Here is a 16,399-nt window from a genome sequence, read left to right as displayed (position 1 = left end):
TTTTATAAAATTTAAATTTTAAAATAAAATTATTTAAAAATAAATTAATACAAGTAATTTTAAGACAAACAACGTATTTTAAATAAGAATTGAAAAAGTGTCAAAACCGAAACCTTTATATAGTAAAACATACACAGATATGTTTGTCAATAAAGTTACAAAAAGTAACAAAAAGATTGACACAATTTACATTTATTACATTACAGCCAAAAAGGAGATGATAATATGGCAGAAAATGAAATCACACTAAAAGTTGCAGAAGCAATTTCACAAAAAGACGTTGGTCAAGGAGTGGCAAGACTTGATCCGAACGTCATGGACGATTTAGGAATCAAAGAAAGAGACTTGATTGAAATTGTTGGAGAAAAAAGAACTGCAGCTATCGCGCTTCCCTCTCAAACCGATATAGGTCTTGGAGTTATAAGAATTGACGGACTGGTCCGTAAAAATTCCGGAGCAACAATCGGCGGAGAAGTCACAATTAAAAAAACACAAGCGACAGAAGCAAAAAAAGTCGTTTTAGCACCTATTGAAAACAACATCCGTGTACAAGGAGATGTACGTGGACTGTTTGCCGGAAAGGTAATGATGCAAGGTGACATAATCGGATCACAAATCAGAGCCCCTAGACCAAGCATGGGCTTCAACAGTCTGTTTGAAGAATTGATGGACTTCACACCAACCATGAAAGAAATCAAATTCGCTGTTGTGTCAACCAATCCGAAAGACATCGTCATTGTCGGTCCAAATACCGAAGTACAATTACACGAAACCCCAGTTGATGTAAGCAAAATCGAAGGTGTCGGAAACCTAGTAGACGTAAGCTACGAAGACATTGGCGGTTTAAAAGAAGAGGTTAAAAAAGTAAGAGAAATGATTGAAATTCCTCTTAAAAGACCAGAACTCTTTGAAAAACTAGGTATTGCACCGCCAAAAGGAGTATTGATGCATGGCCCACCAGGTACTGGTAAAACATTACTGGCTAAAGCGGTAGCCAGTGAAAGTGATGCTCATTTCATTGCAATAAACGGCCCTGAAATCATGAGCAAATATGTGGGCGGATCCGAAGAGAACTTAAGGGAATACTTCGAAGAAGCAGAAGAAAACTCTCCTTCAATCATATTTATCGATGAATTAGATGCAATTGCACCAAAAAGAGAAGAAACAAATGGGGAAGTTGAAAGAAGGACCGTAGCTCAACTTCTTACATTAATGGATGGCCTTAAATCCCGTGGCCAAGTCGTAGTGATTGGTGCAACAAACAGACCAGATTCTCTCGACCCAGCATTAAGAAGGCCGGGAAGATTTGACAGAGAAATCGAAATAGGAGTACCTGACTCAGAAGAGCGAAAAGAAGTACTTGAAATACACACCAGAAACATGCCTCTTGCAGAAGACGTTGATTTGGACAAAATCGCAAATACAACCCACGGATTTGTAGGAGCTGATCTTGAATCATTATGTAAAGAAGCTGCAATGAGGGTAGTCAGAAGAATTTTGCCAGAAATCCAGAACGACGAAGAAATTCCAAAAGAAGTAATGGAAAAAATCGTTGTTACAGGCGACGATTTCAAAAATGCACAAAAAGAAATCCAACCTTCAGCTTTAAGAGAGGTTCTTGTCCAAATCCCAGATATCAAATGGGATGATGTAGGTGGTCTTGAAGACGTAAAACAAGAACTTAAAGAAGCTGTTGAATGGCCATTAAAACACCCTGAAACCTTCCAACGCTTAGGAATTAGACCTCCAAAAGGAACATTGCTTTACGGAATTCCAGGAACTGGTAAAACTTTGCTTGCAAAAGCAGTTGCAAGTGAAAGCGAAGCGAACTTCATTTCTGTCAAAGGTCCTGAACTCTTATCCAAATGGGTCGGAGAATCTGAAAAAGGTGTCAGAGAAGTATTCAGAAAAGCAAAACAGGCTTCACCAACAGTGATCTTTTTCGATGAAATCGATGCTATAGCCAGCGCACGTAGCGGAAATGATACTGATAGCGGCGTGACCAAAAGAGTTGTAAATCAGCTTCTAACTGAAATGGACGGTTTGGAAGAGCTTGAAGATGTTGCAATCATTGCAGCAACCAACAGACCTGACATTTTAGATGCAGGACTAATGAGACCTGGAAGATTCGACAGACACATCCAAGTCAAAGAACCTGATGAAGAAGCAAGATTAGCAATATTCAAAGTACACACCAAAGACATGCCTCTTGCAGAAGACGTTGATCTTAAAAAATTGGCTAAAAACACTGACGGATACGTTGGAGCAGACATTGAAGCAGTATGCAGAGAAGCAGCAATGCTTACTTTAAGAGAAAACCTCGATGCTAAAGAAATCCCAAATAAATACTTTAAAGACGCAATCGATAAAGTGAAGCCTGGAAATAACACACCAGATGAACAGTTAGTTCAATATATGTAGGGAAGAACCATAACTTCCCTCCCTCCTCTTTATTATTTATTTGATTTCTAACCATATTCCGGGAAAGATACAGACATCTTTCCCACAACCTCCTATTTAACTAATTCTCTCTACCAAATTGGGAAGATATGGAATCTTCCCACAACCTCTATTTGAATACTATTTTTAACAAACGATGACAACTTTAAATACTCATTTAACAATAGTTAAAATCATGAGCGAACATATTATCGAAGCATTAGGATTGAGCCAAGTAACCATTAAAGATGGTAAAGTTGTAGATGTTACCGAACCCCAGGTTGAGTACTGTCCTCTTTTTGATCACCATAGGGGAATCAAAAAACTAACTAAAGAAGTGGTTGAAAAAAACATTCAGTTCAGAATTGATGATTTTGGAATGTGTACTCCTAATCGCCAATTAAGAATGAAAGATTTCTTAAGCTTTGGAATTTCAGAGATAATGTGCACATTACTTGATGAAAATGCAATTGACTCCGTAGTAATGGTATTGGAAGGCTGCGGAACAATAATAGTTACAGAACCTGAACTCGTACAGGGAATTGGAGGTAGAGTTTCAGGACTTGTTAAAACCAGCCCGATTCCAGAACTGATACCTGAAATTGGCGAAGAAAATATTGTTAATCCTGAAACCGCTGAGATAAATCAGATTAAAGGTATCGAACTTGCAATCAAAAATGGGTATAAAAACATTGCAGTCACTGTTGCACTAGCTAGTGATGCGGAAGGAATTGAAAAGTTAAGAGAAGAGAATCCTGATGTTAATATATATGTTTTTGTAGTGCATACTTCAAAAAGAACTCCTGAAGAAGCCCGTGCATTGTTTGACGTGTGTGATGTTGCAACAGGCTGTTCATCTAAAAATATGAGAAAGATTGGTGAAGCTGAAAGTATAAAGACTGTAGGACAATCCATTCCGATTTTTGCCCATACTGAAAACGGTAAGAAGTTTCTAGAGATGCGTCTAGAAAGAATTGGAGGGGAAAAACCTAAAAAGGACGATCCAGATTTGCCTTATCCATTAATTTAAAATATAACTCCTAGAAAGTTCTACTTTCTAGGCAAAATATTATCTTCACTAACAATACGCTTAACAAAATACTGTTTTTTATATTCAATAAATGGGAACCTTAAACCGCCAACACCATATTTAGGATTGAATCCGAATACGTTAATGTATTCTGCCAAATCGTCACGTTCATCTCTCAATGCTATTGCTACATTACGTAAAGCCTTTGTATCATCAATAGCTCTATGGAAATGAACTTCCTCAATCCCATAATATTTTACGGCATCAATCAGCTTGTGAGGATATTCCTTTCTATCCTTAAGAACTGTTAATGTATCTAACCAGTCAACATTTCCGATAATTTCCTCAGCATCATCAGGAAAATGCCTTTTAAGCAAAGTATATACAAATGACAAATCGAATTGGCAGTTATGAGCAATCATTAATGTTCCGGGAGTTAATCTCTCAGCAATGTCTTGCGCCACTTTTCTTTCATCCAATCCCTTATTTTTTAGCATGTCATTTGTAATGCTGGTAATTTGAGTGATTCTTGGATGAATCGGCTGTCCAATATTTACAAACTCATCATAATCATCAGTTATGACTCCATCTTCAACTGTGAGCATGGCAAGTTCAATAATTTTGCAGTCCCTGCAGTCAAGACCGGAAGTTTCAGTGTCAAAAAATATAATTTTAATAATAAACACATCCAATTAAAAAATAATTTTAAGTAATTCTATATAGTTTAAACTATATAATTAATAGTGATTAGTCAACATGAGGGATAAATTTGACTCAAAAAAGTGAAGCTCAAAAAGGCAACATCACTCCTGAAATGGAGCATGTTGCAAAAGCAGAAAATATAGATGTAAATAAACTAGCTAGATTAATTGACAAGGGATTAGTTGTAATTCCAAAAAATATCAACGGACATTCAATACCATGCGGAATTGGAGAAGGCTTAAGAACCAAAATCAATGCAAATATCGGTTCTTCATCTAAAATCGATGATATCGAACTTGAAATCAACAAGGCAAAATTGGCACAGGAATATGGTGCTGATGCATTGATGGACTTGTCTACCGGTTCTGACTTAAAACTATTCAGGAAAAAAATCATGGATGCCGTTGACATTTGTATCGGTACCGTTCCGATTTATGAAGCAGGAGTTGTAACTCTCGCAAAGAACAAGGAAATCATTGATATGGACCCGGACGATATCTTCAAGGCCATTGAAAACCAGGCAAAAGAAGGGGTGGACTTCATGACACTCCACTGTGGAATCACAAAAGACCTTGTTCAAAAGCTAAAGGATGCAAAAAGGATGATGGGAATCGTAAGCCGTGGCGGAACATTCATGGCCTCTTGGATTAACCACAATGAAATGGAAAACCCGTTATATGAAAACTACGATTACCTTTTGGAGCTATCCTATGAATATGACATTACTTTATCCTTAGGCGATGGGCTAAGGCCGGGCTGTCTGGCTGATGCAAGCGATATCCCTCAAATTCAAGAGCTTGTGAATCTAGGCACACTCGTTAAAAGAGCCCAGGACGCCAATGTGCAGGTAATGGTGGAAGGCCCAGGACACATGCCATTGAATCAGATTAAAGCCAATATGGAAATCCAAAAGACAATATGTCACGGAGCTCCATTTTACGTGTTGGGCCCATTGGTAACTGACATCGCTCCCGGCTATGACCACATTACCGGAGCTATCGGAGGGGCAATTGCGGCAACTGCGGGCGCTAACTTCTTGTGTTATGTAACCCCCGCAGAACATTTGTCACTGCCTAGCCTGGAAGACGTTAAGGAAGGAGTCATAGCTTCCAAGATTGCTGCCGAAGCTGCAGATGTTGCAAAAGGGCTTGACTCAGCATGGACCCGTGAAAAAGCAATGGCAAAGGCCAGAAGGGAATTTGACTGGGAAGCTCAATTTGACCTCGCTTTAGACAAGTCCAAACCAAGACAATATCGTGACAAATGCGAACTTGACGATAATGAAATGTGTGCAATGTGTGGAGAATATTGTGCAGTAAAGATTGCAAAAGGAGACTTTTAAATGAAATATCAGGAACTTGTTGACGTTTACTCAGCGCTTGAAGCGACAACAAAAAGGCTGGAAAAAACTGAAATAATAGCTGAATACTTGAAAAAATTGGATTCAGACACCATTGAAAAGGTGGGGCTGCTGATTTTAGGAGTAGTGTTTCCGGCATGGAGCTCTGAAGAAATTGGAATCGGAGCAAAACTGGTTGAAAGAGCGGTTGCTGAAGCGGTTGGAACAACACAAGCTGCCGTTGAGGATGCAGTTCGTGACGAAGGAGACATCGGTCTTGCCTGCATCAAATTATATGCCAAAAAGTCCCAGATGACATTCTTCTCACAGCCACTGACAATCGATTTCGTCTTCAATAGCCTTCGCAAATTATCCAGGATTTCAGGATCAAGGTCAACCAACCGAAAAATTGCAATCCTTTTGGAATTGCTCTCACAGGCAAGCGCTACAGAAGCGAAATACCTGACAAGGACAATTACTGAAGAGTTAAGAATCGGCGTCGGCGATGGAATAGTCCGTGATGCAATAGCTCAGGCCTTCGACATTGACAAAAAAATCGTTGAAAGAGCCCAGATGCTTACAAATGACTTTTCAGTAGTGGCAAGAACCGCCAAAGAGCAGGGCAGTGCCGGACTTGAAAAACTCAACTTAACACCTGGAACCCCTGTCAAACCGATGCTTGCGCAGCTTGCTCCTCCATTGGAGGAAATCATTCCGGAAATGGGATCTGCGCTTTGCGATACAAAATACGACGGAATCAGGCTTCAGGTCCACAGGAAAGATGATGAAATCAACATATTCACACGCAGACTTGAAAACATCACTCATGCGCTTCCGGAAATCGTCGAACTGTTCGATGAACACCTCCCTCATGAAGACTACATTGTGGAAGGGGAAGTGATTGCTACACGTGACGGCAAGCCTCTGCCTTTCCAGAACATCCTGCATCGTGTTAGAAGAAAGTACAATGTTGAAGAAGCTATGGAGAACGTTCCGTTGAAATTATACTTATTTGATGTGCTCTACTATAAGGTTCCAATGATTGATGAGCCTTTGAAAAATAGAAGAAAAGTTTTGGAAAGCATCGTTGACACATCAGTTGATGAAATGAACCTAAGTACAAAAATGATTGGAACTGCAGACAACCTTTCCGAAATTCAGGAACTGTTTGAAACATCAATCAATGAAGGCCACGAAGGAATAATGATTAAGGACTGCAACGAACCGTATATTCCAGGACTTAGAGGCAAAAAAATGCTTAAATTTAAAGCAGAGCCTGAAACCCTTGACATGGTTGTAATCGGAGGAACCTACGGAATCGGAAAAAGAGGGGACTTTGTCGGATCTTATTTGGTAGCTTTAAGGGATGAAAACAACGAATTCAAAAGCGTGGCTTATGCCGCAACAGGCCTTGACGATGCCACTTTAGAGTATCTGACCGGAAAAATGAAGGAACTTGAAATTTCAACCAAAGGAAGAGAGATAATTGTTGAACCGAAAATAGTTCTGGAAATTGCATTTTCCGAAATTGTCGAATCCCCGGAATATGAAACCGGATACTCATTAAGATTCCCTGTCGTTAAAAACATAAGGAAAGACAAGGGTCCGATGGATGCGGACACCGTTGAGAGATTGATTTCAATGTATGAAACTGGAAATTAATTCTCAGGCAATCCTCTAACCTTATGGATAACAGTTCTTGTTATTGGATAGAATATAATTTCATATAATGTTTTGACAAATGCTTGAGCTACAATCATCACTAATAATGTTTCTGTAGGCATTGTTCCGAAAAATGCAAGAGTAATATAGATTAATGCGTCCAACCCTTCACCAAAAAGTGTTGAAACTATACATCTGAAGAATAGCTTTTCCTCATCCCATTTCTTAAGGTAAGTCATAAGTTTTGCATTGACCAGGCTGCCGACCAAATATGCGATGAATCCTGCCATCAATAATCTGAAAGTATTTCCCAAAACTATGCCAAATGCTTCGGAATTTTCAAAAAATGCAGGTGCAGGAAATAGAATTGTTAAGGTAAAACAAATCACTGCAACCAGATTCATGAAAAATCCAAGTAAGATTGTCCGACGGGCTTTTTCATAACCGTATACTTCTGCAAGAACATCATTAATAATATAAATCAGCGGAAAAATTATCACCGCAGAAGGCAGGGTGAAATAGAAACAGTCAACCGGTTTGCCGGCAGTGATGTTTGACACTATTAAACATGCAGTGAAAACACCTGTCAAAGTGGCATACAGCTCATTTTTCGTTAGATTTTCAAACATAATACTAGTATATTTACACACATAAATAAATTTTACAAGCCGAAATCCTATCGGATATTTTAACTTCAAAAACAACTTAAAAAGTATGGAAATTACAGATGACAAATTACTGAGAATAGCTTTAATAACTTCCTTAATTGGAATTATAGGTTTGATAATCTTTACTCCATCGATTGAAGTTAAGGAAGTTGAAATAAAAGACATTTCAAGATCGATGATTGATGAAAAGGTACGGGTGGACGGCGTGATAACAGATATTGCGCAGTCAAGCTCAAAGACCAGCTATTTCTTAACCATCAATGATGGGGAATCCCAAATCCAATTGATAATATTTGAAAAGCAGCTGGCTGAAATCGAATCAAGAAACCTGGATATTGACATGTTTAAAAATCGCAAAGTCGAAGTTACCGGAACAATAACGGAATATAAATCAAATCTGGAGCTGATTTTATCGAGCGGCGACAGTTTACGGATAATCAATTAACAATATCTATTTATTTAAAAAAATGCAAAAGTAGTATATAATTAATGAATAGGAATTTTAAATATGTCTGATAAGAAAAGATTGTTCGGAACTTTTGGAGTGAGAAGAACAGCAAATGATGTTTTAACTCCTGAATTTGCATCAAGGCTTGCAGCATGTTACGGTTCTCAAATTCAAGGAACTGTAGCTGTTGGCGGAGATACAAGAACCTCCACTCCAATGTTAAAGGAAGCCGTGAAAGCAGGACTTTTATCTTCTGGATGTGACGTGGTGGATTTAGGAATCCTTCCAACACCGGGTGTCCAATATGCAGTTCGCAAGTATTATGACGGTGGAGTAATGATTACAGCTTCACATAACCCTCCAAAATACAATGGGCTTAAATTTTTGGATGAATACGGTATCGGAATACCTGATGAGATGGACCTTGCAATTGAAAAGTTATACTTCGATGAAGAACCGATCAGAGTAGAGTTCTCTGAAATCGGCCAGATCTACCATAACGACAAGATTATCGATGAATATGTTGATGAGGCAATCTCTAAAGTTGATGCCGATGCAATTCGTGAAGCCAACCTGAAAGTGGTTGTTGACTGCGGAAGCGGAGCGGGCTGTTTTACCGCACCTTACCTGATTCAGAAACTGGGATGCGATGTGACAACCCTTAACTGCCAGCCTGATGGATTTTTCCCTGGCCGTGACCCTGAACCAATCGAAGAAAACCTTCAGGAACTAATCAGCGTCGTAAAGGAACTAGGCGCAGACATTGGCCTTGCCCACGACGGCGACGCCGACAGAACCATCTGCATTGATGAAAAAGGTAACTTCGTTTTGGGCGACAAAACATTCACCCTTGTCGAAAAGCAAATGCTTAAGGAAAATGACGGAGGAATCATTGTCACTACCGTTGCAACTTCACAAGCCATTTATGATGTTGCAGAAAAATATAACGGAGAAGTAATAGCTACTGCCGTTGGAGATTTACTTGTTGCACGTAAACTCAAGGATGAAGACGGATTATTCGGCGGAGAAGAAAACGGAGGACTGATTTTCCCTGACTTCGTATATGGAAGGGATGCAGTAATGACCGTTGCCAAAATCCTGGAAATCATTGCAAAAGAGAAAAAGCCACTGTCCGAACTCGTGGCCGAACTTCCGGTTTATTACGCCAAAAAGATGAAAATCGAGTGCCCGGACGATGAAAAGGAATTTGTAATGTCCAGCATTGCAAAGGAAATTCAGGACACTACTGATTTTGAACTTGACTTGACAGACGGAGTTAAAATTCTTAAAGATGACGGTTGGGTAATCATTAGGCCATCAGGAACCGAACCGATTTTCAGATGCTTTGCCGAATCTGACTCACAGGACAAAGCTGATGAAATGACCGAATGGGGAATAAGCCTAATCAAGAAATACAAAAAATAGTTAACCCAAAAGGCATCATCATTCAAATCAATTAAATGAAAAATAGCTTCGATTAAATAGCTATTTTTCAAAACTTATTTTATTAAATTATAGCTACTTTTAAAATAAAAAAAGAGTTTGCAAAAATCAGACAATTAAAATATACTAATCTACATGAACTGGCAAAAATTTTAAAAGTATTCCAAACATTCTTCTTTCAGGAAAAATGCATCCTCATTATCAGGACTTCTCAAAAGTACCTGATTGAAACTTTCAACGGCCTCTTCAAATTTGCCCAATTCCATCAATACGACACCCTTATTCAATAAGAAATCGATATTATAATTTTCAAGGGAAATTGCTTTATTGAAACACTCTAAAGCCTCATCAAATTTACCCAAATCAATATATGCATTGCCCATACGATTTATTGCTGAAGCATCCATTTCAGAATCATCCAAACAAACTTCAACTGCCTTGTCAAAAGATTCTATAGCTTCTTCCAGCATTCCCATATCAGTCAACAGGTTGCCTCTAGAATTCCAGACTTCAGGGTTTTCACCATCGATTACAATAAGCTTATCGTATACCTTTAAGGCATCATCATATCTTCCGAGCACCTCAAGAATAAAACCTCTCCAATAAAGTACAATCGGACTGCTTGGACGATAGTTATAAGCGATATTGCTTACTTTCAATGCTTCATTAACATTTCCTGAGTTCAAAAGGGCAATAGCCTTGTTATTTAAAATGTAGATGTTGTCGGGTTCTATCTCCAATGCCTTGTCATAGCACTCGATGGCATCAATGAACCTTCCAAGCCTTGAGAGATTATCCCCCTGCTTATTCAACAAATAGACGTCGTGGGGATCAAGCCTTAATGCAGCATCATAGCACATTGTGGATTTGTCGAATTTTCCGCTGTCAAATAGGATGTCCGCCCTTTTGGTAATCATAGCTTTTTCATCTATCTTGTCGCCTTTCCAGTCATCAATGTGAATCTTTTCAAAATAAATAATTTGGAACTTTTCATTGGGCTCGATTCTTCCACCATACATCTTCTTAAATTCTCTTAGCATATCCTTGGAATCCTTAAATCCTTCCTGGCGAGCCAATTCATCATTTCCTTCAATTTCATCAAATGAAATGTCCTCAACGCCGGTGACAAAAGCTTCAAAAATCTTCATCTTTTCTTTTGAAACTAGATTCCAATAGCAATAAAGTCTGTCTCCAACCTTAAGAGGTGTTTTCCATGCTTTACGTATGGTTCTGGTTTTCTTACCAGTGATGACATCAATATCATTGCTTGAAAATGATAAAATCGGCATTTTAAACACTCCTTAACTATTCAATTATCTGTTCTCCAAATTCTCCAGACTTTACCTTAACAATGCCGTTGAAGTACGGCTTGATTTCACGGGCCAACTTTGCCAAATCATGAGGATTTGGGACCTCCACTTTTTCCAGAGCAGGGTCAAGCACATTCTTGTTTCTGAATTGCTGTATGGTATAAATATCGGCTTCAATCTCATCGACAAGATTGATAATGTCCTTTTTCGTATGCAATGTCGGAACATATGTTGTCCTTGCCTCGAGAGGAACTCCTGCCTGGTTGATTAAATCCATTGATTTTTTAACCTGAAAGCCTACATTGGCTCCGGTGATTTTTCTGTATTTTGAAAAGGTGGTTTTGATATCCAGCGAAACGAAATCAAGCAGATTCGAATCCAATATCTGTTTGATTTTATCCGGATAAATTCCGCTTGTATCCAATTTGGTTTTTAAACCAATATCTTTAACATATTTCAATATTTCAATGACGGCATCGGTTTGAACCAATGGCTCTCCACCGGAAATCACAACGGCATCCAAAAAATCGGCTGAAGAGTCAATTTCCTCTTTAACTTTTTCAAAAGACCATTCAGTTTCATCTTCCAGAAGCTCAACATTGTGACAATATCTGCAGGCCAGCGGACATTTTGACATGAAAATGACTAAAGACATGTTTCCATGAAATTCCACTGAAGATATTACCGTTCCGCCAATATACATTAGTTTAAAACCTCTTTTAAAATTTCAATGAATTTCTTATCCTCTTCAAGTGTACAGATACTTATCCTAATCCAATAATCATCTAATCCTTTAAATGAAGTGCAATCCCTGACAATGATTCCCCTTTTCATAAGCTCAAAGGTCAGTTCTGATGCTGTAAATCCAGTATCCTTAATGCGTATCAATATGAAGTTGGATTTAGAGGGAAATGGATTTAATCCTTCAATTTTAGACACTTCATCATATAAATATTGCCTTGATTCAATTCCTTTTTGAATTGATTCCTCGATGTATTCAGTATCTCTAAAAGTATTGAGGGCAGCTACAAATGATAATCGGGTTAGTGAAAATACCGGCTTGATTCTGTGCATGTACTCAATAATCTCTTCACATGCAAGACCATAACCAATTCTCATACCTGCAAGACCCAACACTTTAGACATTGTACGAATGATGAAAACATTGCCAAATTCATTAATCAAATCCTTATTTGTCACTTCAGAGTATTCAAAGTAAGCTTCATCGATGATAATTAAAACTTCCGGGTTTTTGGAAGCAATATCTGCCAAAACTTCCTTTTCAATCAATGTGCCTGTAGGATTGTTCGGACTGCACAGGAAAATCATTTTGGTCTTATCGCTGATGGCTTCAAATATTGAATCAACATCCAATTCATTCTTTTCCAAATCCCAGCGAGCATAAACCGGTTTGGCACCATATTGCTGCAGCAAGTATTCATAATACATATAGGATGGAAGGGGAACTATAAATTCGTCTCCTTCATCGATGAATGTTTTTGCAAGAACATCAATGACTTCATCAGCCCCATCACCACCGACAATTACCTGTGAATCCTTAACTCCTGCATATTTCGCCATTTCATGTACAAGTTCCTTAAGCTGGGATTCAGGGTATCTGTTGATCGATTTTATTTCCTCTTTGATGGCTTCCATAGCTTTTGGAGATGGTCCCCAAGGATTTTCATTAGAACCTAATTTAATGATATCCTCTTTTTTTAAGTTGAAATCTTGAGCAATCTCATCCTGAGACCTTCCAGGGACATATGAATCCATTTCATCTACTATTTTTCTTGCTTTCATAATCTATTCATCCTTATACTGTTTAGACAATCTTACATAGTTATCTGCATTATTTTGTATCATCTGGATTTGTTCTGGAGTAACCTGCTTGATTGCTTTTGCAGGAACGCCTAAAATCAAACTGCCTTCAGGGAAGTCCTTGCCTTCACTTACGACAGCACCTGCACCCACAATTGAATTTTTAGAAATGTGGGCTCCATTCAAAACGGTGGCATTCATTCCAATCAAAACATTATCATCCAATTTGCATCCGTGAACAACGGCTCCATGACCTACAGAAACGTTTTCGCCAATTACAACCGGAAAACCTTTAGTGCAGTGAACAACACAGTTATCCTGGACATTTGAATTGTCGCCGATAGCTATGCTATCGGTATCTCCCCTTACAACAGCTCCATGCCATATAGAGACATTTTCGCCTAATTCAACATCACCGATTACCTGTGCACCTGGGCATATTACAATAGAGTCTTTTTTATTTTCCATAATATCGCCAATTTATTTTTTAGCTTTCTTGTCTTGAATAATATGATTCTGTTTTACCAATACTCTTGTATCGGAGGGTACATCATCATACAACAAAACCCCTGAACCTATAGTGGAATTATATCCCACCTTAACTCCCGGTGAGAAGCTGGAGTTGATTCCAGTTTTTACGGAGTCCCCAATAATGGAACCCAATTTACGCCTTCCACTATCAATCATTCTATTCTTAATCTTTGTTTTAACGGATTTATTGTCAAAACGCAAGTTTGCAATGTTGGTTCCCGCTGCAATGTTACAATTGGAACCGATTACGGAATCCCCAACATAACTCAAATGGCTGACGTTGGTGTTTTCCATAATGATTGAGTTCTTGATTTCAACAGCATTTCCAACATGCACATGATCACCAAAATAAGAATTACCTCTAATGTAAGAGTTAGGACCTATATCACAGTTTTTACCAATGTAGACATTGCCTTCAATATAAACTCCTGCTCTAATTACACTTCCTTCATCCAAAAAGATTTCCCCATGGATATGAGCTCCATCCTCAATATGTCCTTTGATTTCAGTTTTGAGTTGGCCGATTAGCTCTTCATTTACTTCAATCAATTCCCAAGGACGTCCCACATCAATCCAATCCTTGTTGGTCTTATGGCCCATTACTTTTTTGCCATCTTCAATCTGCAGGGAGACTGAATCTGTGATTTCGTATTCCCCTCTTTCTGAAAGTTCAGTCTTTTTGATTTTTTCGAAAATGTCCTCATTGAATACGTAGATTCCTGCATTGACAAGATTGCTTGGAGCTTCCTCTTTGGAAGGCTTTTCAACAATGCTTTTGATGCATCCATTTTCGATTTCCACAACCCCGAAAGCGGAAGGATCTTCAACTTCAGTCAAAAGCATCAAAGTATCAGGTTTCATATAGTTGTATTTCTTGATGATTTCATTGATTATCTCGTCATCCAAGATAATGTCTCCGTTTAGAACAATTATGCTGTCTTCAATGAAATCCTCACCGTAACTGATTGCATTGGCAGTTCCCAGGAAATCCTTTTGAGTTTTGTAAGTGATATTGACACCGAACTTACTGCCATCACCAAAGTAATCCCGAACCATTTCTTCTTTGTAACGGACAATCAATAAGATATCCTTAATACCGTTGTCCCTTAATGATTCGATATTATATTGCATGATTGGTTTTCCAGCGACCGGCAACATGGTTTTCGGCTTTGTGAGTGTTAATGGCCTCATCCTCGAACCTTCGCCAGCGCTTAAAATAATTGCTTTCATTTTTTCACTATCCCCTAAAAATATATAATAATGTTATATATTTTACACTTTCATTATAAATTAAGTTTACTATAACTATAACTAAATTATAAATAATAGTTAGAATATAATAAGACTATATTAGCTATGCTAATCATAAAACACAAAAGGAGATTATTAAAATGACTATCTATGTTTGTTTACATTGTGAATACAGATTTGATTCAGAAAAAGGAGACCCTGCATACGACATCCCTGCTGGAGCAACTCCTGCAGACATGCCAGAAGGTTGGGCTTGCCCAGAATGCGCAGCATTAGGTATTGACGCATTCATCGCAGAAGAAGAATAAATTCTCTTCTTCTATTCTTTATTTTTTTAAAAATACATTTACCGAACTCTTTTTTTAAAACATTTTTTTAACTTGTAAAAATTATCATATCCCTGTTGATTAAATTTAGAAAATTATTTTAACTTTCAAAAATATACTATACATACTTAAAATCTCAGGCCCTAATACTAAACGGGAATCAAATTTACTGATGGATAAATTAAATAAAAACAAAAAGATTGGAATCCTTTTATATGCAATTGATGCATATGTTTTTTGAAGTTGAGTAGATTTCTATCCATATAGACAAAGGCAGAACAGAAAACAATAAATTACTAGATGATTATGGAGTTATATGAGTATTTTATTCAATTTGTGTTTCAATATTAATATTTGTAATATTATTCCATATTGGAAGATATTTGATAGAGAAATTTAGTGACACTTCATTTAAATTTCTAAATCCTACAGAATATCTTCCAGAAGAGGAAGTCAAAACATTAAAACAGGTATATTACTTGGTAATGATGTTGCTTTTATTCATATCAATTACAAATTTCTTTTTTGACAATGAGATAATTTTAAGCAATAACCCTGAGTTTTACGTTCTCCATTCCGTTTTGGACATCATTCTTTCAGTATATATCGCATCCATAATCTATGATAAATCATCAAAGAAAAGCTGGATATTATTATTTTTCTTAATACCTATTGCATCCATTGCATTTTTAATCTTTGGAGAATCCCTGCTTGAATATTGGGACTTTTTACGTATTCCTGCTTTCCTGTATTTAATGAAATATTTCTATGACAAATTTAAAAGTTATACAGACAGGCACAGATTGGGCTTTTCAATAATCCTTCTGTTTTCAATACTCTTTTTCAGTATTGTCATTACAATGTTTGTCGAAAATGAAGATCCTTTAAATGCTGTAGTAATGGTTTCCAATGCTTTTACAAGTAACGGTTATGCAATCCTGGGCGACACTACCGGAGGAAAAATTGACAGCATTATTCTGGTTTGGAGCGGATATATACTCTCCAGTGCTGCAACCGCAACATTGACCGCCGCCATTTTAATACGCCATTTCAATAGCAAACTTGAGAGCTATGATAAAAAATTAGACGAACTTCAAACATTAATTAAAGAACTTAAGAAATAGCTTAGCATATTTCGTGTTTAAAACAGGCACTATTCAGTACTCGTTAACATTTGTGCAAAATATCATGAAAATTAGTTTTTTAAAAAAAAAGTTTTACAATTCTTTCATCGAAAAATCCAATTTAACATTGAAAAATTAAAAAATTACATTTTAAAAACCCGATTTAAAAAAATAAGGTAAAAATTGCCCCAAAATAATCAGTGGAAATGTTTATATACATTCAGTTACTTACATATTACGTGAAAGATTAGAAGGTAAAAGCCAGTATTGGTTTAGCCTACACACCATTGTCACCGCTGGTGGCG

The 16,399-nt window shown here is 37.5% G+C and carries 15 protein-coding genes; 8 read left to right on the top strand and 7 right to left on the bottom strand.

Annotated features, from left to right (window positions below; all coding sequences use genetic code 11):
* Window positions 1-225: 225 nt before the first annotated feature.
* A complete protein-coding gene (locus ACKI3D_RS09015) occupies window positions 226-2,421 on the top strand; it encodes a CDC48 family AAA ATPase (RefSeq protein ID WP_407393863.1) in 2,196 nt (731 codons plus the stop codon).
* 214 nt (window positions 2,422-2,635) lie between these two features.
* A complete protein-coding gene (locus tag ACKI3D_RS09010; protein WP_407393861.1) occupies window positions 2,636-3,469 on the top strand; it encodes a methanogenesis marker 8 protein in 834 nt (277 codons plus the stop codon).
* Between the two features lie 20 nt (window positions 3,470-3,489).
* Here ACKI3D_RS09010 and ACKI3D_RS09005 read toward each other — a convergent pair whose 3' ends face one another.
* Window positions 3,490-4,155 carry a PolC-type DNA polymerase III gene (locus tag ACKI3D_RS09005; protein WP_407393865.1) on the bottom strand — a complete coding sequence of 222 codons (666 nt, stop codon included), beginning with the start codon at window positions 4,153-4,155 and terminating at the stop codon, window positions 3,490-3,492.
* Between the two features lie 83 nt (window positions 4,156-4,238).
* Between ACKI3D_RS09005 and thiC the strand changes: the two genes are divergently transcribed.
* Together thiC and ACKI3D_RS08995 are read left to right on the top strand one after the other, a co-directional pair.
* A complete protein-coding gene (thiC, locus tag ACKI3D_RS09000; protein ID WP_407393859.1) occupies window positions 4,239-5,513 on the top strand; it encodes a phosphomethylpyrimidine synthase in 1,275 nt (424 codons plus the stop codon).
* Window positions 5,514-7,172 (top strand): ATP-dependent DNA ligase, encoded by a 1,659-nt coding sequence (locus ACKI3D_RS08995; RefSeq protein WP_407393857.1) that lies wholly within the window; start codon window positions 5,514-5,516, stop codon window positions 7,170-7,172.
* Here the strand turns inward: ACKI3D_RS08995 and ACKI3D_RS08990 are convergent.
* Window positions 7,169-7,801 (bottom strand): queuosine precursor transporter, encoded by a 633-nt coding sequence (locus ACKI3D_RS08990; protein ID WP_407393856.1) that lies wholly within the window; start codon window positions 7,799-7,801, stop codon window positions 7,169-7,171. The two genes, ACKI3D_RS08995 and ACKI3D_RS08990, sit on opposite strands and share 4 nt — an antisense overlap.
* An 85-nt stretch (window positions 7,802-7,886) precedes the next feature.
* Between ACKI3D_RS08990 and ACKI3D_RS08985 the strand changes: the two genes are divergently transcribed.
* The gene (locus tag ACKI3D_RS08985; RefSeq protein ID WP_407393855.1) at window positions 7,887-8,285 is read left to right on the top strand and encodes an exodeoxyribonuclease VII large subunit; all 399 of its coding nucleotides are present in this window, start codon (window positions 7,887-7,889) and stop codon (window positions 8,283-8,285) included.
* Between the two features lie 63 nt (window positions 8,286-8,348).
* Complete coding sequence (gene glmM / locus ACKI3D_RS08980) at window positions 8,349-9,713, top strand: phosphoglucosamine mutase (protein WP_407393853.1); 1,365 nt, start codon at window positions 8,349-8,351, stop codon at window positions 9,711-9,713.
* A gap of 170 nt (window positions 9,714-9,883) precedes the next feature.
* On the opposite strand, the gene ACKI3D_RS08975 is transcribed toward glmM, so the two are convergent.
* Genes ACKI3D_RS08975 through glmU form a run of 5 tightly spaced genes read right to left on the bottom strand, consistent with a single transcriptional unit; the run spans window position 9,884 to window position 14,623 of the window.
* Window positions 9,884-11,020: a tetratricopeptide repeat protein gene (locus tag ACKI3D_RS08975; RefSeq protein ID WP_407393851.1), complete on the bottom strand. Its 1,137-nt coding sequence runs from the start codon at window positions 11,018-11,020 to the stop codon at window positions 9,884-9,886.
* 16 nt (window positions 11,021-11,036) lie between these two features.
* Entirely contained in the window at window positions 11,037-11,744 is a 708-nt protein-coding gene (locus tag ACKI3D_RS08970; RefSeq protein ID WP_407393849.1) for an anaerobic ribonucleoside-triphosphate reductase activating protein, read from the bottom strand.
* Complete coding sequence (gene hisC, locus ACKI3D_RS08965; protein ID WP_407393847.1) at window positions 11,744-12,844, bottom strand: histidinol-phosphate transaminase; 1,101 nt, start codon at window positions 12,842-12,844, stop codon at window positions 11,744-11,746. Before hisC ends, ACKI3D_RS08970 begins: the two co-directional genes overlap by 1 nt.
* 3 nt (window positions 12,845-12,847) lie before the next feature.
* Window positions 12,848-13,330 carry a gamma carbonic anhydrase family protein gene (locus ACKI3D_RS08960; protein ID WP_407393846.1) on the bottom strand — a complete coding sequence of 161 codons (483 nt, stop codon included), beginning with the start codon at window positions 13,328-13,330 and terminating at the stop codon, window positions 12,848-12,850.
* Between the two features lie 12 nt (window positions 13,331-13,342).
* A complete protein-coding gene (gene glmU / locus ACKI3D_RS08955; protein WP_407393844.1) occupies window positions 13,343-14,623 on the bottom strand; it encodes a bifunctional sugar-1-phosphate nucleotidylyltransferase/acetyltransferase in 1,281 nt (426 codons plus the stop codon).
* 161 nt (window positions 14,624-14,784) lie between these two features.
* On the opposite strand from glmU, the gene ACKI3D_RS08950 reads away from it, so the two are divergent.
* Together ACKI3D_RS08950 and ACKI3D_RS08945 are read left to right on the top strand one after the other, a co-directional pair.
* Window positions 14,785-14,952, top strand: coding sequence for a rubredoxin (locus ACKI3D_RS08950; protein ID WP_407393842.1), 168 nt, complete (start codon window positions 14,785-14,787; stop codon window positions 14,950-14,952).
* Between the two features lie 401 nt (window positions 14,953-15,353).
* On the top strand, window positions 15,354-16,094 hold the full coding sequence (locus tag ACKI3D_RS08945) for a hypothetical protein (protein ID WP_407393839.1): 741 nt from the start codon (window positions 15,354-15,356) through the stop codon (window positions 16,092-16,094).
* The last annotated feature ends 305 nt before the right edge of the window (window positions 16,095-16,399 follow it).

This window comes from Methanobrevibacter sp., from assembly GCF_045586545.1.
Taxonomy (GTDB): domain Archaea; phylum Methanobacteriota; class Methanobacteria; order Methanobacteriales; family Methanobacteriaceae; genus Methanocatella.
The sequence above is the reverse complement of the archived record's forward strand: the minus strand, read 5'-3'. Positions and strand labels throughout refer to the sequence as shown.